The sequence below is a fragment of the Dyella sp. 333MFSha genome (genome assembly GCF_900102405.1).
Taxonomy (GTDB): Bacteria; Pseudomonadota; Gammaproteobacteria; order Xanthomonadales; family Rhodanobacteraceae; genus Luteibacter; species Luteibacter mycovicinus.
Genome location: NZ_FNBR01000002.1, coordinates 1,275,327 through 1,302,300 on the forward strand (window position 1 = coordinate 1,275,327; position 26,974 = coordinate 1,302,300).

Consider the following 26,974-nt stretch of genomic DNA (forward strand, 5'->3'; position numbering starts at 1 on the left):
CGTGGATCAGAGCAGCCCGGGGATGAGGGCCTTCGTGCGCCGCTTGTAGGCGACATAGCTGTCGCCGAACGTCTCACCGAGCATCCGTTCCTCCATGCGCAGCTTCCGCCAGAACGAAGCGAACAGGATCGCTACGGCGAGGATGACGCGCACGTCTCCGGCCTGGATCGACGAGCCGATGAAGGCCATCAGGATGCCGGTATAGATGGGATGACGGATGTAGCGATACGGTCCGGTTTCGATCAGCTCGTGGTCGTGTTTGATCTGCACCACGCTGCTCCAGTTGCGTCCCAGAATGACGCGAGACCAGATCGCCAGCGCCACGCCCGAGACGGCAAATGCGAAGGCGACGGCGAAGACGGGCACGGTGTGCGGCAGAATCGCCTCACGCAGCCAGGTATGGCCGAACCACTCGCCCGGACCGAGCAGGCCGAAAGCGACCACCAGAGGCAGCCAGTAGAGCGTCAGCCGTGTGAGCCATGGCTCGCCCCGGGTCGCGGTCTTGTTACCCCAGGCGCTCCAGATCCACCACGCCAGCAGTACCCACCAGGCCAGGCTTATGCCGTGCTTCAGCCATTCTTCCGTCGTCATCGTCGTTCTCCCTTTCCCGGAGCATCCTAGGGGGAGGCGGACGGGAAAGGCACCTGCCGGAAGACATGTCGATGCGCTCCCGGCCCGCCGCCTGGACAAGCTCCGTCGTCAGGTCGTTGTCATGGACGCCACCGTTTCACGGACGAAGTCGCGATAGCTGCGCGGTGCGCGGCCGAGCACCGAGGTCATGATGCCGTTCGCCGCCGGCTTGGCCAGCATGCCGTCGGCGTGGAACCGCGCAAGCATCAGGCGCAGATCGTACGCCGCCCACGACGGTTGCTGGCGGGCGATGTTGGCTTCGGCGGCATCCAGGTCGTCGCCACCGTAGGCGACGGGACGTCCCAGCGCCTCGCTCCAGATCGCCGCGGCGCCTTCGCCTGTGATCGCGTCGGGACCGACCAGCTCGATGACTTCACGGGGCAGGGCGCCCGACGCGCGGCTACGGCGAAGCAACGACGCGGCGGCGACGTCGGCGATATCGCGGGTATCCACCATCGAAACGCCCACCTTGCCCAGCGCCATCGGGTAAACCCCATGCTGGGCGATGACGTCCTTGATGTTGGCGTCGTTCTGCATGAAATACGACGGTCGCAGCACGGTCGCGGGCAGGTCGAACTGCTCGATCGCGCGCTCCACGGCGTACTTCACGGTGAAGTGCGGGACGTCGGTGAAGCGGTCGCCGTTGAGCACCGACAGGTAGACGATGCGCTGGATGCCCGCCTCGCGCGCCAGACCGAGGGTAGCGAGGGCCTGGGTGAGTTCATCGGGGACCACGGCATTCAACAGGAACAGGGTGTCGACGCCCTGCAGCGCGGCGCGCATGGATGGGATGTCGGTCATATCGCCGGCGACGGACTGGACGCCGGCGGGTGCCTTGTAGTTCCCGGGTGCACGGGTGAGTGCGCGGACCGGCGCGCCTTCGGCGGCCAGCCGTTCGATGACGGCGGAGCCGATGCTGCCGGTGGCGCCAGTGACGAGAATGCTCATGATCGATGCCTCGGTGGTTGGGATGACCACTAATCTCGGTGTTTCGCATATGAGACGAAAGGCGCAAGATCGGGACATCCTGTCTCGTCAGCGGAACACCATGGATCTGCATGCCCTCTCGGACTTCAACGCCGTCGCGCTGCATGGTGGCTTCGGTGCGGCCAGCCGGGCCACGGGGCGACCCAAGGCAACCTTGTCGCGACGGGTACGCGAACTGGAGGATGTACTGGGAGCCCGGCTCATCGACCGCGGCGCAAGGCCTTTCCGCCTGACCGACGAGGGGGCGACCCTGCATGCCGAGACGCGCGCCATGCTGGACCGGATCGACGACGTGGCGGCGGACCTCGCATCGGCGTCCGGCGCGCCTCGCGGAAAGCTCCGGGTGAGCGCGCCGGTCCTGTTCGCCCATCGCGGGCTGGGCCGGCTGGCGGCGCGCTTCGCACAACGGTACCCCGGCGTGCAGCTGGACGTCGTGATCGACGATCGCTTCGTCGACCCGCTGAAGGATGGCTTCGACCTGGTCATTCGGGCCAACCCTGAGCCCAGCACGGATCTGGCCGGCCGCTGCTTCCTTCGCGACCGGCCGACGGTCGCCGCGGTGCCGTCGCTTAGGCGCCCGGCCGACGGCGGCGAGTTCCCGGCCATCGTCCTGCGCGCGGCGCAGGGCGCCGAGCCCTGGCGCGTGAGGGTGACCGATGGCGTGTCCACGCTGACGCCGCGCGAGGTGCTTCGTCTGTCGTCGATGGCGATGATTTACGACGCCGCGCTGGAGGGAATCGGCGCGGCGATCCTCCCCGCGTCGCTCATCCGGAAGGACCTCGAGGAAGGCAGGCTCGTCGAATGGGGGCGTATCGACGGGCGCGGTCTGGAGGTCTGGGCGTTGTACCCGCCGCAGCGGCATGTCTCCCGTAAAGTCTCCGCCTTCATCGGCATGCTGGTCGAGCAGTTCAGGGATGCGTCGCCGTCGCACTTCGACGATCTCTGAGACCCCGGCGCGTTGACACGTGTCGCCGTACCGACGAAAGTCGATCGTCATCCAATGCGGGGAGCGCGCCCTTGAATCGTCGTGACTTCGCGAAGGCGCTTGCCTTCGCCGGTACCATCGGGAGCGGCCTCTGGCCGGTTGCCAGGTCGACAGGGGCTCCGCTGATCGGCACGCGAACGGGCGTCATCGTCGATCCGGTCCACATGCAGCAGTTGCAGCAGTCCTTCCTCGACCTTCGCTTCGGCATGTTCATCCATCTGAATATGGCGACCTTCGAAGAGCGCGAATGGGGCGATCCGCTGCTTTCGCCGGAGCTGTTCGATCCGAAGCACCTCGACACCGACCAGTGGGCGCGCGCGGCGACATCCGCGAACATGGGCTACGCGTGCCTGACCACGAAACACCACGACGGCTTCTGCCTGTGGCCGACGAAAACCGGCAGCGCGAACGTCATGCAGTCGTCGTATCCGCACGATGTGGTGCGCCGCTACGTCGACTCGTTCCGAAAGGCCGGGCTGAAGGTCTGCCTGTATTTCTCGATCCTCGACCTGCGTCAGGACATCCGCGCGCGCACCGTCACACCTGAAAAAATCGCGCTGATCAAGGCGCAGCTCACCGAGCTGCTCACGGGCTACGGGCCGCTCACCGCGTTGATTCTCGATGGATGGAACGCATCGTGGTCGCGCATTTCTTATGCTGAGTTACCGTATCGCGAGATCTACGACCTGGTGAAGTCCCTGCAGCCGGACTGCCTGGTGACGGACCATAACGCGGGAAGCTATCCGGGCACGGCGCTCTTCTACACGGATATCAAACAGTACGAGCAGCACGCGGGCCAGAAGATTCCCGCGGACAGTCCGGTGCCGTCGCAGTCAGGTACGACGTTGCAAAGCGACTGGTTCTGGAAGAAGGCCTACCCCACCTCCGAACTCGCCTCGGCGAAGACCATCGTCGACGAGTGGCTGGTGCCGTTCAACGAAAACCATTGCAACCTGATCCTCAACGTGGCGCCCAACCGCCACGGCCGGTTCGACGACAACGCGGTGGCGCGGCTCGCCGAGATCGGTTCACTGTGGAAGAACACGGGTCCGGCACCGAAGGTGGGGCGCGCGGTGCTCATCACCACACCCGATCTGGCCGCCGGCAAGCCCGCCTGGGCCAGCGCCAGTGACGAGGCGGTGGGTCCCGATCTCGCGTTCGACGATGATTACCGCTCGTACTGGCTGGCGGACAAGGGGAAGACCGACGGCTGGATCGAGATTCGATCCGAACAGCCGGTGTCGTTCAATACGATATCGATCGTCGAGCCGATACATGTCGATGGCTATGGCGATACGTCCAGGATCACCCGTTACAAGGTGGAGATGGAGCGTGACGGTGGCTGGGTGGAGATCGCCTCCGGCGGTACCCCGGCCCCTTACCAGTTTCACGAGATCGGGCGGGTCACGGCGAAACGGGTGCGACTGACGGTGTTCGGCAGGCAGCCCGGGGTGACGGAGCTGGGTCTGTACGACGAGCCGCGCTGACCGAGTCCGGCCGCACGAGCGATACTCTTCACACCTTTAAAACCAGTCACTTGCCACCATTTAAGAAGGCTGAGCGCCAGCCGTGGAGGTGAGTCATGGCAACCGGATGGGCGGGTGATACCGCCGTACAGGACCAGATCGACGCGACCATCGAAGACGCCGTAAAACGGGCGCGCAGCCATATGCCCAGCGGCCCGGGTCTCGAGCACTGCGAAGCGTGCGACAAACCGATCCCGGACGCGCGCCGGAAAGCGGTGCCTGGCGTACGCCTGTGCGTGGCATGTCAGGAAGAGGCCGATCGCGAGGAAGCCAGCTTCAGCGGCTACAACCGCCGCGGCAGCAAGGACAGTCAGCTGCGTTGAATTGGACCGGTACAATCGCGGGCTCCCCCGCAGTACCGGCAGACATCCGCATGCTCGAACACCTGATCCTCGCCCGTCACGGCGAAACCGAATGGAATGTGGCCGGACGCGCACAAGGCCGCGCGGACAGCCCGCTTACCGCGGCGGGCATCGAACAGGCACGGTCGCTGGGACGCGTGCTCGCCGCGCGGGGCGTGGAGCACATCGTGACATCCACGCTGGGGCGGGCCATGCACACGGGTGAAGTCGCCGCGGGTATCGTCGGTTGCACCACCACCGTGGACGCGCGTCTGGTCGAGCGGGCCTTCGGCGTGCTGGAGGGTCGTTCGGTCGCGGACGTGTTCGAGGAAGATCCGGCGATGGTCGCGGTGCTGCGTGGCCACGATCCCGCCGTCGCCGCCGTGGGCGGCGAGTCGTTGCATGAGGTGGCGTCACGTGTGCTTGCCGCGCTGGCGGATATCCGTGCGTTGCCTTACCGGCGCGTGGCGGTGGTGACGCACGGGCATTGCATGACGGCGACGCTGGGTGCGCTTCTGAACGGTGGCGAGTACGCGAGTTACCGGCATGGCAATTGCGGATACACGCCGCTGGGGGTGAACTCCGACGGATTCATCGTCGACCGGTGGAACATCAGTCCGGCCGAGGTCGCGACGGCCTGATTGTCCCGGATCCTGCATCGTCTCATCCGCATCTCGTCGGATAGTCTTCATTCGCTTCCGCCCCTAGCTTGGTAGTCGACCCGTCGCGCATCGCGACGACACACTCCGAGGTGGGCACCATGAGCAAGACCTGGTTCATTACCGGCACGTCCTCCGGCTTCGGCCGCCTTCTGACCGAAATGCTGCTGGCGCGCGGTGACCGTGTCGTCGGCACGCTGCGCCAACCCGGCGCTCTCGACGATCTCAAGACGCGGTATGGCGACGCGCTCGATGTCGTCATCATGGACCTGACGGACACCGCGTCGATCCGCGAAGGCGTCCAGAAAGCCTTCGACGGAGGTCGCGTCGATATCGTCGTCAACAACGCGGGCTACGGGCTCTTCGGTGCGGCGGAAGAAGTCACCGACGAGCAGATCCAGCGCATCATCGATACCAATCTCATCGGATCCATCCAGGTCATCCGTGCCGCCATCCCCCGGCTGCGTGAGCGGGGTGGTGGCCGTATCGTGCAGGTGTCGTCCGAAGGCGGCCAGATCGCCTATCCCAACTTTAGCCTGTACCACGCCTCGAAGTGGGGCATCGAAGGCTTCGTTGAATCGGTGCTGCAGGAGGTCGCATCGTTCGGCATCGATTTCCTCATCGTCGAACCGGGTCCGTCGAAGACCGACTTCGGCAAGGGCCTGGTGACGCCTGAGCCGATGGCGGTCTACGACGACACCCCGGTGGGCGAGCTTCGGCGCGGCATCGTGTCAGGCGCCTTCGTCATCCGCGGCAATCCCGAAAAGATGGCGCGCGCGATGATCGAAACCGTGGACCTGGACAATCCACCACGCCGGCTGGTGCTGGGCGGCGACGCCTACGACCACGTCGAGGCCGGACTCAGCGCGCGCCTCGAGGAACTTCGCACGCAGAAACGTGGCGCATACGACGCCGACGACGACGTAACGGCGTGAACGTGGCGACTGCCACGACGAGCCATCCCCCGGGCGCTGTCATGACATCTTCAAGTCATTGAAATAAAACCATAATATTCGGATTTTCGCTAAAGTCCCGGCACGCGGAGCCGATAGGGAGGCACCCCCGCTCTCCCCGAGTGTGTCATGCCCTTTCCTCGCTTCGCCCTGCCGACGCTCACCCTGCGTGCACGTCTTTCGCTTCGTCTCGCCGGCACGATCTTTTTGCTGCTGGCGCTCTGGATCGTCGGCGGGGTGCAGCTTTGCACCGCCGACGACCGCCTGCAGTCCGTGGTGACAGACACGCTGGCGCCCGTCGCCGATGTCGGTCACATCCAGAACGATTACAACGACCTGCTCGATGCGCTGGTGCATGCGACGCTGATGCGGTTGCCCTCCGCCGTCGACGACGCGGTCACCGCGATCGGCAGCAACCGCCATGACATCGACAAACAGTGGAAGTCGCTCACGGCCAGCGGCCTGGGCAAGGCGCAGGCCAGGCTGGTCACCCTGGCTGCCGAACACCGCAAGGCGGCCGATAAGGCGGTCGACGACGTCATCGAGCTGCTCAAGACGGAGCAGTTCGATCTGGCGCAGCTGCAGCTTTCAAACGACGTCCAGTCGGCCGTCGGCCCCCTGAAGAGCGACTTCTCCAACCTCTTCGCGCTGGCGCTCGACAACGGCAAGGCCGAAGCCGCGGCACAGCGCGCCGACATTGCGAAGGGTGGCGTTTTCTCCGCCGTATTGCTCGGTATCGCGTTGCTGATCGCCAGCGTCATGGATGTCGCGATCATCCGCTCGCTTGGCCGGCGCCTGCGCCAGGCGGCGGACGTGGCAGCCTCCATCGCCGGTGGTACCCTGGGCACACGCGTCGAGATCGGTCGCGACGATGAGATCGGCAAGCTGCTGTCGTCGCTGGCGGCGATGGATGCCCAGCTCGGCAACGTGGTGACCCAGGTGCGCGACCGCGCCGACCACGTCGCTCACGCGGCCACCGGCATCGCCCGGGGTAACGAGGCGTTGAACGAGCGCACGCGCACGCAGTCCGCGCACGTCGACCTCACCACGGCCTCGATGAGCGAGATGGCTGGCGCGGTCTCGGACGGCCTGGGCCATGCGACTGCCGCCAGCCGTGCCGTCATCGACACCCGTGAGATGACGGACGAGGGCCACCGTGTGGCTCAGGATGCGGTCGGCAACATGCGCGAGATCCAGCGCACCAGCGAGCAGATGAGCGAGATGCTGGATCTGGTGGAGCAGATCGCCTTCCAGACCAACCTGCTCGCGCTGAATGCGGCGGTCGAGGCGGCGCGGGCGGGCGAACATGGCCGTGGCTTCGCTGTGGTCGCTTCCGAGGTCCGCGCACTGGCGCAACGCTGCGGCGCAACCGCCAGGGACATTCGTGCCCTGGTCGCGGCCAGCGATGAGGCGGTGCAAGCCGGCGTCGTGTCGGTGGATCGCGCGGGCCAGGTGCTGCACAGCATCGCGGACCGCGTGGTGACCCTCAGCGGTCTCGTCGCCTCGGTGATGGACGCCACCCGTGAACAGAGCGAAGGCATCGCACGCATCGGTGGGGCCATTCGTGGCATCGATGAGACGACACGCGAGAACGCGGCGCTCGTGCAGCAGGCGGCCTCGGCCAGTCACGCGATGCGCGAGAGCGCGGAAATCCTTCGCCGCGAGGTCGCCTACTTCGTGCTGGAAAGCGAGGCGGCGTAACGCTCGCTCACCATCCCGCGGGCATGGACGCCCGACGCGCGGCCGGCTCCTGCCTGCCGGCCGTTGCGAACGCATACTGCACGGCGCTGCGCAACACGACCGGGCTGACGTAGCGCCGGTGCACACCATCGATCAGTCGCAGATACGCACGGCCGAAGGCGTTGCGGCAGCGCACGCGGGTGCCGAGCGTGATGTCGACGCGCCCATCGATGACGCGCAGCGATACGCAGGAGCGGAAGGCGAGATGCTTGTCATCGGCGCCCAGAACCACCTGGGCGAACGTATCGCCCGCGTCGACGCGCTGGTCGAGTACCGGAAAGCGCCCGGCGAAGACATGCTTGTCCGCCGGCGCGAGTAGCGACGAGACCGGACATGCCAGCGGCGAGCGGCGCAGTCCCAGCGGCCGGACCAGCAGGTTGCGGAGCGCCATCAGCCGCGAGACGCCCGCCGGTGGATGTTGCACGAAGGCTTCGAGCAGATCGGCGAGTAGCACCGACGCCCTGGCGTGGAGGGGCTGCACGTCGGCCAGCGCAAGGCGAAAGCTGTCCTGGTGGTCCATACGTCCGACGAACTGGTCGCGCAGCAGCGAGTCCGCCTCCGGCTCGGCGAGTTCGATGACGGTATGCCAACCGTCGGTCCTGGCGAGAAAGCCGCCCGGGCGAGTCCAGCGGGCGATCGCGGCGCGCGCCGCGCCCACGACGCGGCGGGCGAATCCACACAGGGTGACCTGTAGCGAGCCGGGCGGCGCTTCGAGTGACAGCGATGCCGTGGGAACGTGCATGCTCGCCGCCGGCGTCCGCTCGAGCAGGGCCAGCACGGCATCCGGAAGCAGTTCGGTCAGTGAGGGGATGGTCGCGTCATCGGCCAGCACCCGGCGACGCGCCTCCTCGGTGAGGTCGCCACCGAGCTCGTTGGTATGGCACGACAGCGCGAAGAAGGCCGGGTGACCGGAACCCGCCCGCAGCGGCAGAAACTGATGCCAGGTACCACCGCCGAAGCGCACGGTGAACATCGAGTCCGGCGGGATCTCCACATGACGCAGAGCACGCAGAAAATGCGCCGGGTCGGCCTCGAGCTGGGCGGGCGTCGCCGTGCAGAAGCGCAGCAGTGCACCGCTGCTTCCCGATATCGCCGTGAAAACGCGGTGGCCCGCGTGCCGGTGGAAGGGGTGGCCGTCCGCGCCCACGGCGAAGGTATAAAGGGAAGTCGGGTCGCCGTGTTCGAAATGCGTGCCGCCCAGCCTGGCCGAGGGTTCGTCGAGTTCGTCGACGAACGCGGCATGCGCCCGTTGACGCGCGGAGGACGCGGCTACCAGCTGGCTCCCCGCACCGTGTCCCAGCTGTGCGATCAATGAGATCTCGACCGGTACGCCACCCGCCGGCGAGGGCAGGGTGACGCTGGGAAACGATGCGACGGCGTGCGAACGATGCGACATGGAAACTCCCCTGTATCCCGTGACGGTGGCGATCAGCCCGCGGTTTTCTTCGTGGACAACTTGCGCGATTCCCGCTTGAGCGGCTTGCCCACCGGGCAGATCTCGAAGGCGAAGCCGGTCAGCGTGTTGACCAGGCTGTCCCGGTTGAGCTGATAAACGACGAACTGGCCGCGCTTCTCGCTGGTCACCAGACCGGCGCCTTCCAGCACCGACAAGTGGCGCGAAATGGAGGGTGCGCTCATGTCGAAACGGCTGGCGATCTCGCCCGCGCTCAGCTCCGCGGCGGACAGGTACGCCAGGATCTCGCGGCGAGGCCGGGAAGCGAGCGCTTCGAAGACTTTGTCGATGGCCATGTATTTCGCTAATTAGCAAAGTTGCTAAGTATCTAAGCGCATCCTGGTCCCGACGTCAACCGGGGGTCCGTCAGACGGTCTCGCGGACCGCTTTCAGGGTCTTGTACAACGTCGCGCGCGACAGCCCTAGCAGGGGCGCAACATAGGAAGCGGCGTTACGCACGTCGAACAGGCCGCGGCTCTCGAGCAGTCGCACGAGGGCCTCGCGCTGCTCGATCGCCATCACCGCCAGCGTCGTGCCGTGATCCGTGAGGAACTGCCCGACGAGATCGTTGACCTCCTCGCGCCAGTCGTTGCGAAAGAGCGCGGAGGGCTTTGCCTCGGTTTCACCGAAGCGCAGGAAGTCCTTCGCCATGGCCTGCATCGACTCGAACATGCTGACGTCGACGTTGATGCACAGCAGTCCCACGGCGCGTCGGCGCCCGTCGCGAAGCACGGCGGTGATCGACTTCAGTCGGCGTCCGTCCCAGTTCGTCTTGGAATACGGGCCGATCACCGCTTCGTCCAGCGATTCGATATCGTCCAGTTCCGTCAGCGAGCCATCGCCCGGATGACGCGGCGACAGACGGTTGGCGATGTGACGAATGGTTCCCGTGCCGAGATCGTGGATCACGACCTCGGCATGCGGACGCAGCACGGTGGCGATCGCATCGGCGACGGGGACGAAGGCGGCAAGAAAATCGTACATGCGCGGATCATCGCCCGTGGCAATACATCGAGTCCAGTGTGGACATTTCGTCGTGTATCCTCACGTCATCGGAAGGAAGGGACGCATGAAGATCGGCATCGTGGGCTACGGAACGGCCGGACAGGCCAGCGCCATCCTCTTGTCGGAGCGCGGGCACGACGTGACCGTTTTCGAAAAGAGTCCGTTACTGGGTCCCGTGGGCGCGGGATTTCTGTTGCAGCCGACGGGCCTCGCCGTACTGGAACGGATGGGCCTGCTTCCACGCGCGCTCGCACTGGGTCAGCGTATCGACGAACTCCACGGTGCCACGCCACGCGGGCGGGCGGTCATGGCCATGCGCTATGCCGATCGTCGTGCGGAATGCTTCGGCCTGGGTATGACGCGCGGCGCCCTCTTCGAGTTGCTGCGCGAGGCGCATGCCGGCGCAGCCCAGGTACGTACGGGACATCGTATCGTCGCGTACGACCCGACGGCGGGGACGATTCGCGACGAGGCCGGCACGGTACGCGGCCCATATGACCTGGTGATCGCAGCGGATGGCGCGCATTCCGCCTTGCGAACACACTGCGAAGGCAACGTTCGCCGCGAACGCATGTATCCATGGGGCGCTGTGTGGTGCCTCCTGCGTATCGACGACTGGCATGCGCCCACACACCTGCTGCAGCGCTACGCGGGCACGAAATGCATGATCGGCATGCTCCCCGTGGGTGAACGGCCAGGGCACGAGGGGCGCTGGGTCACGTTCTACTACAGCCTTCCCGGAGACGCGGTCGAACGGTTCGACGATGGTGCCATCGATGGGCTGAAGGCGCAGGTCGCCACGCTGTGGCCCGAGCTCACACCGCACATCGCGCATCTGGACCGGGCGGAACAACTCAATCGTGCCCGCTATCGCGACGTGGTGCTGCGTCAGCCCCATCGCGGCCGCCTCGTCGTCATCGGCGATGCGGCGCATGCCATGAGTCCGCAACTCGGGCAGGGCGTCAACATGGCGCTGCTGGACGCGGCGGCCCTCGCCGAGTGCCTGGATGAGCAAGCCGATGTCGGGCAAGCGCTCGAGGCGTACCGCCGCCAGCGCCACGCGCATGTCCGCATATATCAGCGCATGAGCCGCTGGCTGACCCCGCTGTTCCAGTCCGATTACACGGTGCTCGCGTGGTGGCGCGACCTCTGCTTCGGTCCGCTGGGCAAGGCCCCCGGCGCTCGCCGGCCCATGCTCAGCATCCTCACCGGCGAAGCGGGGCATCGGCGGCGGTCACCCGCTACAAGCGGGACCAAACCGTCGCCATTACATTCGGGCTAGATATATATTCCGCCACTGGGGCGCGGGAAACCGGAAATTCGCATGAAACGTGTGCTGCTGACCATGGCGTTGTCCTTGTCGCTCGCTTCGACGGCTACGGCGGCCGTGCCGGTGTGGGGTGCGAAGCAATCCAGCGCGGCCGATGTGCCGCCGTCGCAGCTGAAACCGGGCGAATGGATATGGGGTGGGCGAGGTGCCTCACCCGGGCCCATGGCAGTGATCGTGAGCCTGACCGAGCAGCGCGCGTACGCGTATCGCAACGGCATCCTCATCGGTGTCAGTACCGTGAGCACTGGAAAAAAAGGCTACGAGACGCCCACCGGCGTGTTCACGATCCTGCAGAAGGACAAGGACCACCACTCCAAGAAGTACGACAACGCACCGATGCCGTACCAGGAGCGCCTTACCTGGGACGGCGTCGCCCTGCACGCGGGCGGATTGCCGGGTTATCCCGAGTCGCACGGCTGTGTGCATCTGCCGACGGAGTTCGCGCGGTTGCTGTTCGAGTCGACCAACATGGGCATGACCGTGGTGGTCGCGAAGGAAGGCACCGCGCCCGTGACCGTCGTCCACCCGAGTGCGGTGATCCCGATCGATCCGCGCAACGGCGCGGACCTCGATCTGCCACCGCTGGCCGAGGGCGAGCCATACCGCTGGAATCCCGATGCCTCGCCCACGGGGCCCATCTCGATGGTGCTCAGCGTGCCGGACGGCCGTGTCGTGGTCTTCCGCAATGGCATCGAGATCGGTCGCAGCCGCGTGGAAGTCAACGACCCGTTGACCGGTACGCATGCCTTCATCGTCGGGCAGGGCTATATGGCCGATACGCCGAACCGCGCGGGCCTGCGGATGCCCAACTGGATCACCATCGGCATCCCCGGGCACGGCGACGAAGCGGGCAAGGTCGTGGATGACGCCCTCGCCGACCGCGTCGCGGTGCCGCGCGAATTCATGGAAAAGCTGCTGCCGCTGTTGACGCCCGGCTCCGTGTTGCTTGCGACCGACGAAAGCATGTCGCCGGCGAGCACGGGCGGGAAGGTCGAGGTGATCGACTCGAACCCGCCGGGCGTCTGACGCGAAGCGCTTCAGTTGGGCAGCGGCAGCGAGATCGCCTTGCTCTTCACCGTGGCGCTCAGCGTCGGGAACGGATCGATGCCGGTTTCGTCGATGATCGTGTCGACCGACACGACCGCGCAGACCGGGGCGTCGACGTTGGAGCAGCGCCATACGGCGGCGCCGCCTTCGGCCGGAATGTAAACCGCCTTCCAGGTGTAGTTGGGCACGATGACGGCATCCGCGCCGATCGTATCGGGCGTGGGGCCATCGAAGGCGGGGCCCGTGACGACCCAGGCCTCACCGTCTTCCGTCACCAGCGTGCGCAGGCTGGTTTCGATGCGCTCCCACTTGCCCGTGTTGAGCGTGTGGTTCTGCGGCACCATGTTCGCGAGCGAGAAGCTCTGCTTCTGCGCCGCGGCGTTGGGCTCATCGCCTGACGGTGTCATGTGGCCGCGGTCGTAGCCACTGCCCTTGTAGTCGGCCAGCTGGGAGCGATCCTCCTCGGGAATGGCGGTTTCCGCGTGGAACGCGTCCTTTCGCGGCGTGTTCTGCGCATCGGCGATCTGAGCGGCGGTGAGGTGTTCGGCGGACCAGAGCGGCCCCTTGGTCACGCCCGATGCGATCAAGGCATAGGCATCGTTGCAGACGACGGTGGTGCGTTCGGCGAGCGACGTGTCGATGAGGTCGGGCGCCTGTTCCCCCTGAAAAAACTGTGGGCAAGCGGTGTCGGAAGCGTGGACCACACCGGCGACGGTGAAGACGACGACGGCGCAGAGTACGCGTGCGAAGCGATCGAGCATGTTGATTCCCCAGGCGATTGGAGATTTCCCCTGTTCGCGAGCGGTGTCATTCTTGCCACGTCAGATGACGTGCGTGGGACACCCGTGTGCTGAAAGTGGGATGCGCGTCCCACTTCGGGTGGTCATTCGCAGAATCCGTTCTCGCCGATCGCTTCGCTGAGATAGGTCACGAAAGACGCGATGCGTGCCGAAATCGCGGTATTGCGGTAGTACACGGCGTTGATCGGCTGGCGAAACTCGGTACGGTGTTGCGGCAGTACTTCGACCAGCCGGCCCGCGGCGCGATCCGCGTGCGTCATGAAGTCGGAGAGGCAGACGATGCCGTTGCCTTCGATCGCCAGCTGACGAAGGGTCTCGCCACTCGCGGCACGGATGGTCGGCTTGATGCGTACGGGTAAGTGCTTCTCGTCGAGCAGCGGCCACTCGTTGAGCGACTCGGGCTCGGTGAAGCCGAGCAATGAGTGCTTCGGTAGATCCGCGGGCGTGCCTGGCTCGCCATGGCGAGCGAGATAGGCCGGACTGGCGAGACAACGTATCTGACTCGTTCCGATCGGTCGCGCGTGCAGGGTGGAGTCCTTCAGGCGACCGATGCGCAAGGCCACGTCGGTGCGTCGCTCGAGCAGGTCGATAAAGCCTTCGCTGCTGAGCAGTTCGAGCTCGACGTCGGGAAACCGCTCGCGATATCCCGCGATCAGCGGCACCACCACGTGCAACATGAACGGCGTGGCGGCATCGACGCGCAGCCGGCCCGCCGGTCGGCTCTGTCGCGTCGCCATCTGCTCTTCCGCGTTTTCGACGGCGGCGACGATCTCGCGGGCACGTTCGAGAAACGCCTCGCCCTCATCGGTGAGTTCCAGCCGCCGTGTGGTCCGGCGCAACAGCGTGGTCTTCAGCTTCTGCTCCAGCCGTGCGAGTGTGCGGCTCGCCGCGGACACGGTCTGGTCGAGTTGCTGCGCGGCGCTGGTGATCGACCCGGTATCGACGACTGCGATGAAGTTCTGGATTTCGTCGAGGGTGATGTTCATGGCTCTGCTTATACCCGAGTCAGGGGATGGCGTAGCGCGTACTGCGGCCACCGCCCGGAAGACGGACGAGGCAACCTTTATCGAGCAGTTCGGCAAGGTGACGCGTGGCGGTGGCTTTGGAAACCCCGGCGACCGCGCCGTACTGCGACGCGCTGATGCCGTGCGCGAATCCGCGCTCACCGCCATCGAGCAGGCGGTTGAGCACCTTGACCTGCTCCGCTGAGAGATGGTCGGCCCGATGCCGGTTCCAGAAACGGGCCTTCGCCAGCACGCGGTCGATCTGCGCGAGGGCACGCTCCAGGCTGTCCTTCAGCGTGGTCAGAAACCAGAGCAGCCATGGGGTGATGTCCAGGCCGCCCTTCTGGCTCGCTTCGAGGACATCGTAATAGCCCTGCCTGTCGGCCAGGATGCTCACCGACATGGCATGAAAACGAATCGCCTCATGGCCGGCTTGTGCGAGTGCCAGATCGGTGAGCGCGCGGGTCAGGCGGCCGTTGCCATCGTCAAACGGATGCAGGGTGACGAACCAGAAATGCGCGAGGCCGGCACGCAGCAGCGGATCCAGCGTGCGGTCCTCGCGGCTGGCATCGAACCAGGCGAGAAAGGCGGTGAGCTGCTCTTCGAGGCCATCGCGGGGCGGCGCCTCGAAGTGAACGATGGGGCGATCGATCCGGCCCGAGACCACCTGCATCGGCTCCTTGCCGCGCAGCTCACCCACATGAATACGCGACGGAAGCACCGAATCGCCTGTCGGAAAGAGCCAGACATGCCAGCGAAGCAAGCGAGCCATATCGAGTGGGGAGTCGTACCCGTGCGTTGCGTCCACCATCAATGAGGCGAGGCCCTCACTACGTGGCGTCGCGCCCCTGGCATCGGTGACCACGCCGAGCCGTCGCGCGAGTGACGAGCGGACCGACGCCGCGTTGAGCGTCTCACCCTCGATGGCCGATGAGGTGATGACGTTGCGGAGCAGGCTGTCGAGTTCTTCAGAGGCTTCGACATCGTCAGCCACCGTGCCTGCAAGTCCGAGCAGTTTGCCCTGCAGCAGATGGCATTCGCGCAGCGGTGTGGACAGCGCCTGTTCGTCCCAGTGGAAAGTGGGCCATCCGGGTTGCTGCCAGATCCAGCGGGGCGAGTACGATGTCATGAGCCGATTATAGGGTCTATTCGGCTCACGAAATGAGCCGAATGGACGGCTTATTCGGCTCACGAACCTATTTTGTCCGGGTAGAACGAAGCGGGTGAGGCTCAACGATCCGGATGCCGCCGTGCCCGTCGTGCCCGCCACGACGACCGCCATCGCGGCAGGATGCCGGCAGTCCCGTGCAGGTACGCGAACCGTGCAGGCACGGCGAGGCGTATCTCGGTGCCGCGAAGCGGCGCCGTGCGCAGGGTGAATCGGGCACCGATGTGCGCCGCGCGTTCGCGCATCCCGATGACACCGAAGCGCTTGTCCTCGTGCGGTACGACAACGCTTTCCAGGAATCCCACGCCATCGTCGTGCACCGCGACCTGCAGGACCCGTCGCGAGAACTGCAGCGACACCGCGATGATCCGCGCGTGGCTGTGCTGGATCGCATTACCCAGTGCTTCCCGCACGATGCTGTAGATCTCGTCCTGCACCAGGCCGTTGACGTTGCGGGGCTTGCCTGAGACATGCACGACGATGGTCTCGTCCATGTCGCGGGCGAGCATGGCCAGACGGTCCGCGAGCTCGCCACCCGACGTGCGTCCCGAACGCAGGCCCTGTACGCGATCGCGACCCTCGACCAGCAGATGCTCGGCGCGGTCGATGGCCCGCTCCAGCGCCGCACGCGATGCGTCGTCGTCGGACAGGCGGTCGACCAGCGCCTGGAAGCGAAGGACCAGCCCTTGCGCGCCTTGCAGCAGCGTGTCGTGCAGCTCGCGGGCGATGCGCTCCCGTTCGTTGTGGCGTTCGTTGAGGCGCAGCCGCAGCTGGCTGGTCAGCGCACCGACACGCCAGCGATGGACCGACCAGATCAGAGCGCCGAGCACGAGCACGCACAGCAGCTTGAACCACACGGATTCGATGAAACGCGGCAGCACTTCGATGTCGACCGTCTCCGCGCGATTCCAGCGCACGCGGTCGTACGAGGCCTCGACGATGAACGTATAGCGTCCCGGTCGTAATTGTCCGTAAGACGCCTCGCGACGCGATCCGGCGTCGTGCCAGCCCGCGTCTTCGCCGTCCAGCCGGTAGCGGAACGTCACGCCGTTGGGATAGCCCGGAGCGATGGCGGTATAGGACACGTCCAGGTCGCGGCTCCGTTTCATGACGACGACGGCATCGGGATCGAAGCTCTTGCCGCCGGAGACGATGCGACGGATGACCGTGGGCGGCGGCGGCCGCGGCGCTGGCTGCCGCGTGGGATCGAGCCAGGCCAGGCCTTGCGCGCCGGCGAACCAGAGGCGTCCGTCGCGTGCCGCAAGGGCGGTCGGCAGCGGACGCACGAGTTGCGCGGGGCCGCCCAGACCATCTTCCATCGTGAGCGGATCGACATGCGCGGGACGCTCCGGATGAGCGAGCACCGCCCGCCACTCGCCGCGCGTGAAGTGTGTGACACCGGCCGTGCCGTAGATCCAGATGCCGCCGTCCTTGCTCTCAACGATGCCGGTGGCGGAATCCAGCGCGCCCGCCCGGTCGGGCACGACGCGCACGAACCGGTCGCCGTCCAGGAAGGTAAGCGCGTGCTCGGCTGCGACCACCAGATGGCCGTCCACACTGGCGATCGCCGTCACCGGACCCAGTCCAAGGCCCTGGTCGGCGCCGTACCGCGTCAGCTTCGTGCCGTCCAGCAGGGCGACCGACCCGTCCAGGTAACCGAACCACGGTCGCCCCTGGCGGTCCACGTGGATGAGTGCGGGGGCCAGTTCGGGGAACGCGGCGATCTGCGCCGCCGGCACCCAGCCGTCGTCGTCCAGCGCGAAGACACCCATCAGGCGCATGGAGATCCACAGGCGACCGGCGCCGTCCCGCGCGATCGCCTGTACGATGGCATCGCGCGCCGCGGCACCGCGTGGCAGGTCGACGGCCACGGGTCGCCCGTCGCGCATGCGCCACAGCTGACCGGTGCCACCTAGCCATACCGTGCCGTCGGTATCGCGAAACGCACTGACCACCGCGCCACCGAAGCCGGACAGCGCCACCGGATCGGGCGTCAGTGCCCAGAGGCGGTCCATGTGCACGCTACGCGCCGATGTCCCCGTGAACACGCGGCCGTCGCCATCCTCGACCAGTGCGAAGTAAGACTCCGTGCTGGGGAACCGCACACGCGCGAGCCAGCTGTCGCGGAAGCGGTCGACGCCCATCTTCGTGCTGACCCAGACGTCCCCGTCGCGGTCTTCCATCAGTGTCATCGTGGCCTCGGAGCTCAGGCCCGCCGATTCGCCGAACGTCTGCGGCACCGAGGCGTCGAATCCGTGCATGCCCTCGCGCTGCACGTCCTGCCAGCTGCCACGGCAGAGGTCGGCGGCGCAGGCCACGGTCCAGAGGTTGCCGTCGCGGTCGAAAGTCACCGTATCGCTGTTCGCGCGCCGCTCCTGGTCGACGGCATGGGGCTTGCCCCAGTCGCCTTCCGCGAGACGTACCTGACCGCCGCCATGGTCGATGACCACGATCCGGCCCTGCGGTCCGCGCAACAACATGCCGCCGCCGTGAGGCGAAAGCTCGATACGTTCGAAGTGCCGCGCATGCGGTGCCAACCGGTAGAAGCCCGCCGGCGCGCCGATCCACAGTCCGCCGCGACCGTCGTCGAACAGCTGCTTAGGCCTGTCGGGCACACCCCAGCTGGCATCGACGTGCTTCCAGCGCACGCCGTCGAAGCGGAACAGGCCGACTTCGGTCACACCCCATATCGCGCCGTCACTCGCCGAACGCATACCGAGCACGACGACGCCGTGCGGCAATCCATCCGCCTGGTCGTACAGCGTGACGGCGCCGTGCCGGAGGCGCGCGACGCCGCCATTGGCGAGTCCGACCCAGAGGTCGCCGCCGGGCGCGGCGAACAGGCTCCACGTCGCGTTGGTCTCGTTGGACATCGGTGGCAGCAACGGCACTTTCTCGAACGAGAAGCCGTCGTAGCGGTACAGGCCGGCGGGCGTGCTCAGCCACAGCCAGCCATCCTCGGTCTGCGCCATCGCGGTCGCGCCGGCAGGCGCGCCGTCCTCGCCGCGTAACGCCGTGTGCTGCAACTGCGCGAGCGTGCGCGTGGCGTCGGTCGCTCTTGCGCTATATGACGCGCTACATAGCGTCAGGCACGCGAGAAGCGCCACCGCTTTCATGAAACCCATACATCGCGTCATTCGAAATTTGCTATCAATCACAGGACATTTTACGCCTTAACATCGGGCGAGTAAGGCAGGCCATCCCGGTCGATCGCATCGACACTGACAGAGGCCCACCCAAGTGGACACAGTGAACGCACCAAAACTTTCCCGCCGCACCTTCCTCAAGTTGGGTGCGGCCACCGCCAGCGCAACCGCCGTACCTCCTCTCGTCGCCAGGGCCGCGACGCCGGCACCGCCCCGGCAGCCGGTCACGGCAACACTGTCGATGCACGTCAACGGCAAGCCACAATCGCTGACGCTGGATACGCGCACCACTCTGCTCGACGCCTTGCGCGAGCATCTGCACCTCACCGGCACCAAGAAGGGCTGCGACCATGGTCAGTGTGGCGCATGCACGGTCATCGTGGACGGACGTCGCATCAACAGCTGCCTGAGCCTGGCGGTGATGCACGAGGGCGCACAGGTCACGACCATCGAAGGCCTCGGTACGCCGCAAAAGCTTCACCCGATGCAGGCCGCCTTCGTGAAACACGACGGCTATCAGTGCGGCTATTGCACGCCCGGACAGATCTGCAGCGCGGTCGCCGTACTCGACGAAATTCACGATGACATTCCCAGTCACGTGAGCGGCAGCCTCACCACACGGGCCACGGTCAGTGCGACAGAAATCCGCGAACGCATGAGCGGCAACATCTGCCGTTGCGGCGCGTACTCCAACATCGTGGAAGCGATCACCGAAGTAGCGGGGAGCAAGGCATGAAGCCCTTCACGTACGAGCGTGCCACCAGTCCCGCCGCCGCCGCCGCCGCCGCGGCTCGTCAGCGCAATACGAAATTCATCGCCGGTGGCACCAACCTGCTCGACCTGATGAAGCTCGAGATCGAGCAGCCCGAGCATCTCATCGACGTCAACGGTCTCGATCTGGATACGATCGCGGCGACCGAAGACGGTGGTCTGCGCATCGGGGCACTGGTACGCAATACGGATCTTGCCGCCGATGCACGCGTGCGGCGTGCCTATGGTCTGCTGACGCGAGCACTCGTCGCGGGTGCGTCGGGCCAGCTGCGTAACAAGGCTACGACGGCCGGCAATCTGCTGCAGCGGACGCGTTGCCCGTATTTCTACGACACCAATCAGGCATGCAACAAGCGCCTGCCGGGCAGCGGTTGTGCCGCCATCGGTGGCTTCAGCCGGTCGCATGGCATCGTCGGTGTCAGCACCTCCTGCATAGCGACCCATCCGAGCGACATGGCGGTCGCCATGCGGGCGCTCGATGCCACCGTCGAAACCGTTCAGCCGGACGGCAAGACACGACGTATCCCCATCGCGGACTTTCATACGCTCCCCGGTGCGACACCCCACATCGAGAACGTGCTGGCGCCCGGTGAGCTGATCACCGCGGTGACGCTGCCGAAGCCGCCAGGCGGCACGCATATCTATCACAAGGTGCGCGATCGCGCGTCGTATGCATTCGCGCTGATTTCCGTCGCCGCCGTGGTGCAGAAGGATGGCAGCGGCCGTGTGGCGCTGGGCGGTGTGGCGCACAAGCCATGGCGCGTGGAGGCGGCCGAGGCGGCGATGCCGCAGGGCGCGAAGGCGGTCACTGCAACGCTGCTTGCCGGCGCGCAACCGACCGGGGAGAACGCGTTCAAGGTTCCGCTGGTGGAGCGCACACTAAGCGCGGTACTGGCCGAGGCGAGGGGCTGAGCCATGAAATTCGATAAACCCGCCACGACCAATCCGATCGATCGCATGAAGGTCGTCGGCCAGCCGCATGACCGGATCGACGGACCGTTGAAAACGACCGGCACGGCACCCTACGCCTACGAGCAGCATGCCGCCACGCCGGACCACGCCTACGGTTACATCGTGCCCGCCGCGATCGCCCACGGCCGCATCGTCAACATCGACACCAGCGTCGCGCGACGGGCGCCAGGCGTGCTCGCCATCGTCACCGCGGCCGACGCGGGAAAACTTGGCAAGGGCAAATACAACACGGCCACCTTGCTGGGTGGCCCGGAGATCCAGCACTACCACCAGGCGATCGCCGTCGTGGTCGCGGAGACCTTCGAACAGGCGCGCGCCGCCGCGTCGCTAGTGCATGTCGATTACGCGCGCACGCCGGGACAGTTCGATCTGGCCGCGATGAAAGACGGTGCCATCAAACCGGACGATCCCGACGCCGACACCTCGCGGGGCGATCTCGACGGGGCGTTCGCCGCGTCGCCGGTCAAGCTCGATGCGACCTATCGCACGCCCGACCATGCGCACGCGATGATGGAGCCCCATGCCTCCATCGCGAAGTGGGACGGCGATAAGCTCACCCTGTGGACATCCAACCAGATGATCAACTGGGGTAAGGGCGATGTCGCGCTTACGCTCGGCATCCCCAAGGAAAACGTGCGTCTGATCTCCCCGTACATCGGCGGTGGCTTCGGCGGCAAGCTGTTCGTCCGTTCCGACGCCCTGCTCGCCGCGCTGGGCGCGCGAGCGGCCCGGCGTGCCGTCGCGGTCACGTTGCCGCGTCCGGTCATGTTCAACAACACCACGCATCGCCCGGCGACGATTCAGCGTATTCGCATCGGCACGGACACGGCGGGGAAGATCCAGGCCATCGCCCATGAAGGCTGGTCGGGCGACCTGCCCGGTGGTGGCCCCGAAACGGCCGTCCAGCAGACGCGCCTCCTCTACGCGGGTGCCAACCGCATGACGGCGACACGTCTTGCCGTGCTCGACCTTCCCGAGGGCAACGCCATGCGCGCGCCGGGCGAGGCGTCCGGGCTGATGGCCCTCGAGATCGCCATGGACGAGATGGCCGAGAAGCTGAAGATGGATCCGGTCGAGTTCCGCATCCTCAACGATACCCAGGTCGACCCCGAGCATCCGGAGCGCCCGTTCTCCCAGCGGCAGCTGGTCAAGTGCCTGCGCGACGGTGCCCAACGGTTCGGCTGGAGCAAACGGAGCCAGACCCCGGGCAGCGTACGTGACGGCCGCTGGATCGTGGGCATGGGCGTCGCCGCCGCCATCCGCAACAATCTGGTGATGAAGTCCGGCGCGCGCGTTCGTCTGGGCAAGGACGGCCGGGCCACCGTCGAAACCGACATGACCGATATCGGCACGGGCTCGTACACGATCATCGCGGCGACCGCGGCCGAGATGCTCGGTCTTCCGCTGGAGGCCGTGAACGTTGTTCTTGGCGACTCGTCGTTGCCCGTATCGTCCGGTTCCGGCGGACAGTGGGGCGCGAACAGCTCGACGGCCGGCGTGTATGCGGCCTGCGTCAAACTCCGTGAGGCTATCGCGGCAAAGCTGGGTCTCGACCCCGCCACCGCCGTCTTCGAAGACGGCCACGTCGCGTCCGGCGGACGCACGCTGCCGCTGGCACAAGCCACGCGCGACGGCGAACTGGTCGCGGAAGACACCATGGAATACGGCGACCTCGCCAAGAAGTACCAGCAGTCGACCTTCGGCTCGCACTTCGTCGAGGTGGGTGTCGACGCCGCGACGGGTGAGATCCGTATGCGGCGCATGCTCGCCGTCTGCGCGGCCGGGCGCATCCTCAACCCCAAATCCGCGCGCAGCCAGGTGATCGGTGCGATGACCATGGGCGTGGGCGCGGCGTTGATGGAAGAGCTGGTCGTCGACAAGCGCCTCGGCTTCTTCGTCAACCACGATCTGGCGGGCTACGAGGTTCCGGTGCATGCCGATATCCCGCACCAGGAAGTCGTCTTCCTCGACGAGGCCGATCCGATCTCGTCACCGATGAAGGCCAAGGGCGTGGGCGAGCTGGGTCTGTGCGGTGTCGCGGCGGCGATCGCCAACGCCGTTCACAACGCCACCGGCGTACGCACTCGTGAATACCCCGTCACGCTGGATAAACTCCTCGACCGTCTCCCTGCGATGTCCTGACTGAGCAATGGTCCGGTTCGACTGCACGATGTGTGGCCGCTGCTGCCACGGCCTCCGCCTGCCACTGAGCCTGGCGGAGGCCGTCGGCTGGCTGCGCGACGGTCACGAGGTGCAGCTCTTTTGCGAAGCCATTCCCTGGCCGTCGGAACCGTCCGACGACAACCTGCCCGCCATGCACAAACGGCGACGTTCGTTCGAGGCGATGAGCGGCTCCCTGCCGATCCGGGTCATCGTGACGCTGATGGCGTCGTTCGACGGGCCGTGCCCCAACCTGCTGCCGGACAAGCGCTGCGGTATCTACGACCGCCGGCCGGCGACGTGCCGTATCTATCCCGCCGAGGTGAATCCGTTCATCGCGCTGGATCCTCGAGCCAAGCTCTGCCCACCGGAGGCCTGGGAAGGCGAGACGCCGATCATCGCGGACGACGGGCGCTGGGCCAATGCGGACCTTGCATCGACGATCGTGTGTTCGCGCGATGCGGATGCCTACGATGCGGCACTCAAGCCGCAGCTGTGCGCGATGCTCGGTTGCGCGACGGCGGCCTTGTCCAATGAGGGCATGGTGATTCATTCGCCGTCGCGCGAGGCGCTGCTCGCTGCGCTCAACGCGACGCTCGGTGCCGATGGCGATCGCTTTCCGGGCGACGACAGGTCGTGGCAGCTGGTGACGAATCGCCAGCCCACCTATGACGCGCTCGTCGAAATTGGCGCATCGCACGCGTCACCCGCCGGCATGGCGGTCGCCGGGCTCGACTATCTCGGATACTTCGCCGCGGACCTCGTCTGAGGGCACGATACGTTCAGGGCGACCCGTCGTCTGGCTCGGAATCGCCGTCGACGACGACACGGTTTCTGCCCTCACCCTTGGCACGATAGAGCGCGGTGTCCGCCGCACGGCAGAGGCGCTGCACGTCGTAGCCGATGGTATCGGTACACGCGACACCGATGCTCGCGGCCAGCGCGACCGAACCGTCCTCGGTCGGCATAGGGTTGCCGTGGACGGCGGATCGCATGCGCTCGGCGACGGCTCGGCCCTGCTCGCGTGACGTGGCGGGAAGCACCATGCCAAACTCCTCGCCGCCCAGTCGCCCGAACAGGTCGGCCGGCCGAAGCTGCGCCTTGCACACCTCGACGGCGTGCTTCAGGGCCGCGTCGCCCACGGTGTGGCCGTAGGTATCGTTGACGACCTTGAAGTGATCGAGGTCGAGCGTGACGTAACAGGCGGTCGCCTGTCGCCGCTTCAGCTTACCGAGCATGCGCGCCATCTCGCCGATGAAGTGCTGCTGGATGAAAATTCCTGTCAGGCCATCATGGGCGGACAGACGTTTGAACCGAAGCTGCGACCGCCTCAGCCTGACCATCCAGAGTCCGAGCGCCAACAGCGCAATGACCATCAGGCCGATATGCAGCCGGCTCATCTCCAGCGCCTTTTCGTCCAGCTCGCCCTGCAGCCGCAGGATGTCGTTCTCCTCGATCAGTTGCGCCGCCTGCATGCGCTGTGCGAGCACGCGCTGGCGTGCCGCCTGATAGGCCATGGCCCGTGCGTTGACATCGTGGCGAAAGCTCTGTTCCTGCCTGACGTATTGCTCGTGGTACCGGAGTGCCGCAGCGGCATTTCCGGACGCCTTCTCCACTTCGTAGAGAACCTGATACGCATCCCTGAGCCACTCGTTGAAGTCGCCAGGGTGACTCATGGTGACGGCTTGCAGTGCCCACCTTCGCGCCTCCGCGAGGTTACCCATCTGCTGGTACGCCTGGCCACGATGCTTGGTCATCGCCACCAGCGCGGGAAAGTAACCGCTCGCCCGAATGGACGGTTCGATCCGGTCGAGCACGGCCATCGCCTCCGTCGGCGCGCGCTCGGCGATGTACATGTCGACAAGGATGAGGGAGGCCGCGTTTCCGATCACCGGCTCACCATTCGCCGTACAGCTGGCGATGGCTTCCGCGAGCTCGGGACTCGTCGACGTCAGTCGTTTGAGGCCCTCCAGCGCGGCGGTCTTCATGTACAGGGCCGGGCAGGGCGATTCGCCGGGCGGTGTCGCGGGTACCATCATCTCGGCGTATTTCAGCGCGAGGTCCTGCTGTCCGGCGAAATTGAGCGTCTGCGAAAGATGCGACAACAGGGTGAAGCGTGCCTGCGGATCCGTGACGCGAGGGAGCATGTCGGTCGCACGATTCGCCTCGACATAGGCATCGGCATAACGCGCCTGAAGTGCGAGATTGTCCATCAGCAACGCCGTCGACTTGGCGACAAGCGCGGCATCACCCGAGTGCGCGATGATCTCGCGGAAATCGGCTTCGGAGGCCGGATAGTGCCCCTCGAACATGCTTTCCCAAGCATCGTTGTAGCGCAGTCGCCACGTCTGCTTCGGGTCCATCTGCGGAAGATCTTGGTGGAGCTTCTCCAGCAGCGTCACGAAGCGGGCGTGATCCTTCAGTCGAAGCTTCTCCGCCTGCATCATGCGCGTGTCGATGTCACCTGGTGAGGCGGCGGCCACAGCCACGCCGGAACAGGCCAGCAGAACGACCAGCACAAAGCACAAACGACCGGTCATGCGGTGCCGCGGCGAGCAGGCAGCCCGAAGGGAAGAGGCAGCGGAAGGGTGCCTGCATCACCCGTATCGCCGTGGATCACAAGGCGATTGCGACCGGCACGCTTGGCCTGGTAAAGCGCCGCATCGGAAGCGCGACACAGCGGCGAGAGGTCGTAGCCGATCCTCTCGGTACTGGCGAGGCCCAGGCTGGCCGAGAACGGAACCACCAGATCGTCGATGATCAGCGGTGATACCTCGAACGCCGCGCGAAGCTGCTCGGCGATGACCATGCCCTGCAGGCAAGGCGCATCCACCAGCAGGATGCCGAACTCTTCGCCGCCGAGACGACCGAAGATGTCGGCGCGACGGAGATGCGACTTGGTGATCGCCACGGCATGTTTAAGTACGGCATCGCCCACGGCGTGGCCGTGAGTGTCGTTGACTTGCTTGAAGTGGTCGAGGTCGAACGAGACAAGGCAGCCGTGGCCCCGGCGCTTCTCCAGCGTACGCAGTGCACGCTCCGCCTCGGTCATGAAGTGCTGGTGGTGGAAGATGCCGGTAAGGCCATCGCAGGCGGACAGCCATTTGAAACGCAGCTGAGAGCGTTTGATGCGGACCATCCAGAAGACGATGGAAAGCAACGCCAGCACCAGCATGGCGATGTAGAGACGGCTGGTCTCCACCGCCTTACCGTCGAGGTCCTGTTGCAGACGCAGGATGCGGTTCTCCTTGCTGAGGCCTTCGGTTTCGAGCTTTTCGGTGAGGAAGTGCTGGCGTGCCGCCTCATAGGCGACGTTCCGCACTCTCGCGTCCCGAAGGTAACCCTGATCCTGAGATACGTAGTGTTCGTAGTACCGCAATGCGTCAGCGAAATGGCCCTTCGACTTTTCGATCAGGTACAAAACGCGGTACGCGCCCCTCAGTGCGTCATCGACGTCGCCGGGATGGCCCATGTTCACGGCTTCCAGTGCAGCTTTTCCTGCTTCTGAGAAATTGCCTAGCTGGAAGTAGATCCTGGCGCGCTGGGTTGCCACGCTCATGACATGAGGGAAGTATTGCGTCGCCTTGATGGTCGGTGTGAGGCGATCCACGGCAGCCATCGCCTCCGGAAACTTTCCCTCATCGACAAGGCGGTCGATCAGGATGAGAGACACCGTATCCGCATACACGGGTTGACCCGCGGCCGTGCAGATATCTATGGTTTTCAGAAGCTCGGGACTGCGGGAATTGAGCGACCGGCTGCCTTCCAGCGCGGCAACGCGTTCGACCAGAGCCTGGCACGGCGTATTGCCGGGCGGCACTTCGCTCACCATCATGTCGGCGTACTTCAGGCCGAGTTCCGGCTGACCTGCAAACGTGAGCATCTCGGACAGGTTTGCAAGGAGAACGAAGCGAGCGAGCGGATCTCGCACCTGCGGAAGGGTCTCGGCGGCACGCGTTGCCAGGGCGTAGCTTTCGGCGTACTTACCTTGCTGACTGAGGTTGTTCATCAGTAACGCGGTGGCGCGTGTTTCCAGCGTCTCGTCGGCAGAGTGCTCGATGACATCTCGAAGAACCAACTCGGCCTCCGGGTAGCGTCCTGCGAAGTTGATCTCCCACCCGTCCAGAAAACGCAGATACCACTTGTCGCGGGAACTCAGGCGAGCCTCGTTCCTGTGCAGGCGTGCCAGCGCCTCGACGAAGCTGGCGTGATCCGACGTCCGTATGGCATCCACCCGCTCAAGCTGGTCGATGCCGGTTTCGTCAGCGACGACCGGCATGGAAGCCGCCGGCATGGC

Annotated in this window: 23 protein-coding genes; 12 read left to right on the forward strand and 11 right to left on the reverse strand. The window is 65.8% G+C overall.

The features are described from left to right. Nucleotides 1-6: 6 nt before the first annotated feature. Together BLT40_RS12875 and BLT40_RS12880 are read right to left on the reverse strand one after the other, a co-directional pair. The gene (locus BLT40_RS12875; RefSeq protein WP_079521606.1) at nucleotides 7-591 is read right to left on the reverse strand and encodes a methyltransferase family protein; all 585 of its coding nucleotides are present in this window, start codon (nucleotides 589-591) and stop codon (nucleotides 7-9) included. Nucleotides 592-699: 108 nt separating this feature from the next. Further along, complete coding sequence (locus BLT40_RS12880; RefSeq protein ID WP_090353655.1) at nucleotides 700-1,578, reverse strand: NmrA/HSCARG family protein; 879 nt, start codon at nucleotides 1,576-1,578, stop codon at nucleotides 700-702. Nucleotides 1,579-1,678: 100 nt separating this feature from the next. On the opposite strand from BLT40_RS12880, the gene BLT40_RS12885 reads away from it, so the two are divergent. The 6 genes from BLT40_RS12885 (at nucleotide 1,679) to BLT40_RS12910 (ending at nucleotide 7,782) form a co-directional block, all read left to right on the forward strand. After that, the gene (locus BLT40_RS12885; protein ID WP_090353657.1) at nucleotides 1,679-2,563 is read left to right on the forward strand and encodes a LysR family transcriptional regulator; all 885 of its coding nucleotides are present in this window, start codon (nucleotides 1,679-1,681) and stop codon (nucleotides 2,561-2,563) included. A gap of 71 nt (nucleotides 2,564-2,634) precedes the next feature. Next, on the forward strand, nucleotides 2,635-4,089 hold the full coding sequence (locus tag BLT40_RS12890) for an alpha-L-fucosidase (protein WP_218124555.1): 1,455 nt from the start codon (nucleotides 2,635-2,637) through the stop codon (nucleotides 4,087-4,089). A 95-nt stretch (nucleotides 4,090-4,184) separates the two neighbouring features. Further along, a complete protein-coding gene (locus BLT40_RS12895) occupies nucleotides 4,185-4,451 on the forward strand; it encodes a DksA/TraR family C4-type zinc finger protein (RefSeq protein WP_043691564.1) in 267 nt (88 codons plus the stop codon). Nucleotides 4,452-4,501: 50 nt separating this feature from the next. Continuing rightward, entirely contained in the window at nucleotides 4,502-5,110 is a 609-nt protein-coding gene (locus BLT40_RS12900; protein WP_176167803.1) for a histidine phosphatase family protein, read from the forward strand. Nucleotides 5,111-5,229: 119 nt separating this feature from the next. Further along, on the forward strand, nucleotides 5,230-6,063 hold the full coding sequence (locus BLT40_RS12905) for an SDR family oxidoreductase (protein ID WP_090353660.1): 834 nt from the start codon (nucleotides 5,230-5,232) through the stop codon (nucleotides 6,061-6,063). Nucleotides 6,064-6,210: 147 nt separating this feature from the next. After that, nucleotides 6,211-7,782, forward strand: a complete 1,572-nt coding sequence (locus BLT40_RS12910; protein ID WP_090353664.1) for a methyl-accepting chemotaxis protein — start codon at nucleotides 6,211-6,213, stop codon at nucleotides 7,780-7,782. A 7-nt stretch (nucleotides 7,783-7,789) separates the two neighbouring features. Here the strand turns inward: BLT40_RS12910 and BLT40_RS12915 are convergent, their stop codons facing one another. The 3 genes from BLT40_RS12915 to BLT40_RS12925 all read right to left on the reverse strand — a co-directional run bounded on the left by BLT40_RS12915 (nucleotide 7,790) and on the right by BLT40_RS12925 (nucleotide 10,258). After that, a complete protein-coding gene (locus tag BLT40_RS12915) occupies nucleotides 7,790-9,217 on the reverse strand; it encodes a DUF2867 domain-containing protein (RefSeq protein WP_090353667.1) in 1,428 nt (475 codons plus the stop codon). 32 nt (nucleotides 9,218-9,249) lie between these two features. Beyond that, nucleotides 9,250-9,570, reverse strand: coding sequence for a metalloregulator ArsR/SmtB family transcription factor (locus BLT40_RS12920; RefSeq protein WP_036116759.1), 321 nt, complete (start codon nucleotides 9,568-9,570; stop codon nucleotides 9,250-9,252). A 70-nt stretch (nucleotides 9,571-9,640) separates the two neighbouring features. Continuing rightward, on the reverse strand, nucleotides 9,641-10,258 hold the full coding sequence (locus BLT40_RS12925) for a helix-turn-helix transcriptional regulator (protein ID WP_090353670.1): 618 nt from the start codon (nucleotides 10,256-10,258) through the stop codon (nucleotides 9,641-9,643). Nucleotides 10,259-10,343: 85 nt separating this feature from the next. On the opposite strand from BLT40_RS12925, the gene BLT40_RS12930 reads away from it, so the two are divergent. Together BLT40_RS12930 and BLT40_RS12935 are read left to right on the forward strand one after the other, a co-directional pair. Beyond that, the gene (locus BLT40_RS12930) at nucleotides 10,344-11,561 is read left to right on the forward strand and encodes an FAD-dependent oxidoreductase (protein ID WP_176809170.1); all 1,218 of its coding nucleotides are present in this window, start codon (nucleotides 10,344-10,346) and stop codon (nucleotides 11,559-11,561) included. Nucleotides 11,562-11,603: 42 nt separating this feature from the next. Continuing rightward, nucleotides 11,604-12,635, forward strand: coding sequence for a L,D-transpeptidase (locus BLT40_RS12935; protein WP_090353677.1), 1,032 nt, complete (start codon nucleotides 11,604-11,606; stop codon nucleotides 12,633-12,635). An 11-nt stretch (nucleotides 12,636-12,646) separates the two neighbouring features. Here BLT40_RS12935 and BLT40_RS12940 read toward each other — a convergent pair whose 3' ends face one another. The 4 genes from BLT40_RS12940 to BLT40_RS12955 all read right to left on the reverse strand — a co-directional run bounded on the left by BLT40_RS12940 (nucleotide 12,647) and on the right by BLT40_RS12955 (nucleotide 18,753). Then, the gene (locus BLT40_RS12940; RefSeq protein ID WP_043691570.1) at nucleotides 12,647-13,417 is read right to left on the reverse strand and encodes a DNA/RNA non-specific endonuclease; all 771 of its coding nucleotides are present in this window, start codon (nucleotides 13,415-13,417) and stop codon (nucleotides 12,647-12,649) included. Between the two features lie 122 nt (nucleotides 13,418-13,539). Then, a complete protein-coding gene (locus tag BLT40_RS12945) occupies nucleotides 13,540-14,442 on the reverse strand; it encodes a LysR family transcriptional regulator (RefSeq protein ID WP_043691573.1) in 903 nt (300 codons plus the stop codon). A 19-nt stretch (nucleotides 14,443-14,461) separates the two neighbouring features. Beyond that, the gene (locus tag BLT40_RS12950) at nucleotides 14,462-15,589 is read right to left on the reverse strand and encodes a Fic family protein (protein WP_090353680.1); all 1,128 of its coding nucleotides are present in this window, start codon (nucleotides 15,587-15,589) and stop codon (nucleotides 14,462-14,464) included. Nucleotides 15,590-15,690: 101 nt separating this feature from the next. Continuing rightward, entirely contained in the window at nucleotides 15,691-18,753 is a 3,063-nt protein-coding gene (locus BLT40_RS12955) for a sensor histidine kinase (protein WP_176809171.1), read from the reverse strand. 124 nt (nucleotides 18,754-18,877) lie between these two features. On the opposite strand from BLT40_RS12955, the gene paoA reads away from it, so the two are divergent. The 4 genes from paoA to BLT40_RS12975 are packed head-to-tail and all read left to right on the forward strand — an operon-like array spanning nucleotide 18,878 to nucleotide 23,446. Continuing rightward, nucleotides 18,878-19,510: an aldehyde dehydrogenase iron-sulfur subunit PaoA gene (gene paoA / locus BLT40_RS12960; protein WP_217699763.1), complete on the forward strand. Its 633-nt coding sequence runs from the start codon at nucleotides 18,878-18,880 to the stop codon at nucleotides 19,508-19,510. After that, a complete protein-coding gene (locus tag BLT40_RS12965) occupies nucleotides 19,507-20,457 on the forward strand; it encodes an FAD binding domain-containing protein (RefSeq protein WP_090353685.1) in 951 nt (316 codons plus the stop codon). The genes paoA and BLT40_RS12965 overlap by 4 nt, the downstream gene beginning before the upstream one ends. Before the next feature lie 3 nt (nucleotides 20,458-20,460). Then, the gene (gene paoC, locus BLT40_RS12970) at nucleotides 20,461-22,659 is read left to right on the forward strand and encodes an aldehyde oxidoreductase molybdenum-binding subunit PaoC (protein WP_090353689.1); all 2,199 of its coding nucleotides are present in this window, start codon (nucleotides 20,461-20,463) and stop codon (nucleotides 22,657-22,659) included. Nucleotides 22,660-22,666: 7 nt separating this feature from the next. Further along, nucleotides 22,667-23,446 (forward strand): YkgJ family cysteine cluster protein, encoded by a 780-nt coding sequence (locus BLT40_RS12975; RefSeq protein WP_218124556.1) that lies wholly within the window; start codon nucleotides 22,667-22,669, stop codon nucleotides 23,444-23,446. Nucleotides 23,447-23,459: 13 nt separating this feature from the next. On the opposite strand, the gene BLT40_RS12980 is transcribed toward BLT40_RS12975, so the two are convergent. Then, entirely contained in the window at nucleotides 23,460-25,217 is a 1,758-nt protein-coding gene (locus tag BLT40_RS12980) for a tetratricopeptide repeat-containing diguanylate cyclase (RefSeq protein ID WP_090353693.1), read from the reverse strand. Beyond that, nucleotides 25,214-26,956 carry a GGDEF domain-containing protein gene (locus BLT40_RS12985; RefSeq protein ID WP_176809172.1) on the reverse strand — a complete coding sequence of 581 codons (1,743 nt, stop codon included), beginning with the start codon at nucleotides 26,954-26,956 and terminating at the stop codon, nucleotides 25,214-25,216. The genes BLT40_RS12980 and BLT40_RS12985 overlap by 4 nt, the downstream gene beginning before the upstream one ends. Nucleotides 26,957-26,974 lie beyond the last annotated feature (18 nt).

Bases quoted from the DNA above. Each gene is read 5' to 3' on its own strand.
- BLT40_RS12875 (WP_079521606.1), bottom strand. From the start codon at position 591: ATGACGACGGAAGAATGGCTGAAGCACGGCATAAGCCTGGCCTGGTGG.
- BLT40_RS12880 (WP_090353655.1), bottom strand. From the start codon at position 1,578: ATGAGCATTCTCGTCACTGGCGCCACCGGCAGCATCGGCTCCGCCGTC.
- BLT40_RS12885 (WP_090353657.1), top strand. From the start codon at position 1,679: ATGGATCTGCATGCCCTCTCGGACTTCAACGCCGTCGCGCTGCATGGT.
- BLT40_RS12895 (WP_043691564.1), top strand. From the start codon at position 4,185: ATGGCAACCGGATGGGCGGGTGATACCGCCGTACAGGACCAGATCGAC.
- BLT40_RS12900 (WP_176167803.1), top strand. From the start codon at position 4,502: ATGCTCGAACACCTGATCCTCGCCCGTCACGGCGAAACCGAATGGAAT.
- BLT40_RS12905 (WP_090353660.1), top strand. From the start codon at position 5,230: ATGAGCAAGACCTGGTTCATTACCGGCACGTCCTCCGGCTTCGGCCGC.
- BLT40_RS12910 (WP_090353664.1), top strand. From the start codon at position 6,211: ATGCCCTTTCCTCGCTTCGCCCTGCCGACGCTCACCCTGCGTGCACGT.
- BLT40_RS12915 (WP_090353667.1), bottom strand. From the start codon at position 9,217: ATGTCGCATCGTTCGCACGCCGTCGCATCGTTTCCCAGCGTCACCCTG.
- BLT40_RS12920 (WP_036116759.1), bottom strand. From the start codon at position 9,570: ATGGCCATCGACAAAGTCTTCGAAGCGCTCGCTTCCCGGCCTCGCCGC.
- BLT40_RS12925 (WP_090353670.1), bottom strand. From the start codon at position 10,258: ATGTACGATTTTCTTGCCGCCTTCGTCCCCGTCGCCGATGCGATCGCC.
- BLT40_RS12930 (WP_176809170.1), top strand. From the start codon at position 10,344: ATGAAGATCGGCATCGTGGGCTACGGAACGGCCGGACAGGCCAGCGCC.
- BLT40_RS12935 (WP_090353677.1), top strand. From the start codon at position 11,604: ATGAAACGTGTGCTGCTGACCATGGCGTTGTCCTTGTCGCTCGCTTCG.
- BLT40_RS12940 (WP_043691570.1), bottom strand. From the start codon at position 13,417: ATGCTCGATCGCTTCGCACGCGTACTCTGCGCCGTCGTCGTCTTCACC.
- BLT40_RS12945 (WP_043691573.1), bottom strand. From the start codon at position 14,442: ATGAACATCACCCTCGACGAAATCCAGAACTTCATCGCAGTCGTCGAT.
- BLT40_RS12950 (WP_090353680.1), bottom strand. From the start codon at position 15,589: ATGACATCGTACTCGCCCCGCTGGATCTGGCAGCAACCCGGATGGCCC.
- BLT40_RS12955 (WP_176809171.1), bottom strand. From the start codon at position 18,753: ATGGGTTTCATGAAAGCGGTGGCGCTTCTCGCGTGCCTGACGCTATGT.
- BLT40_RS12965 (WP_090353685.1), top strand. From the start codon at position 19,507: ATGAAGCCCTTCACGTACGAGCGTGCCACCAGTCCCGCCGCCGCCGCC.
- paoC (WP_090353689.1), top strand. From the start codon at position 20,461: ATGAAATTCGATAAACCCGCCACGACCAATCCGATCGATCGCATGAAG.
- BLT40_RS12975 (WP_218124556.1), top strand. From the start codon at position 22,667: ATGGTCCGGTTCGACTGCACGATGTGTGGCCGCTGCTGCCACGGCCTC.
- BLT40_RS12980 (WP_090353693.1), bottom strand. From the start codon at position 25,217: ATGACCGGTCGTTTGTGCTTTGTGCTGGTCGTTCTGCTGGCCTGTTCC.
- BLT40_RS12985 (WP_176809172.1), bottom strand. From the start codon at position 26,956: ATGCCGGTCGTCGCTGACGAAACCGGCATCGACCAGCTTGAGCGGGTG.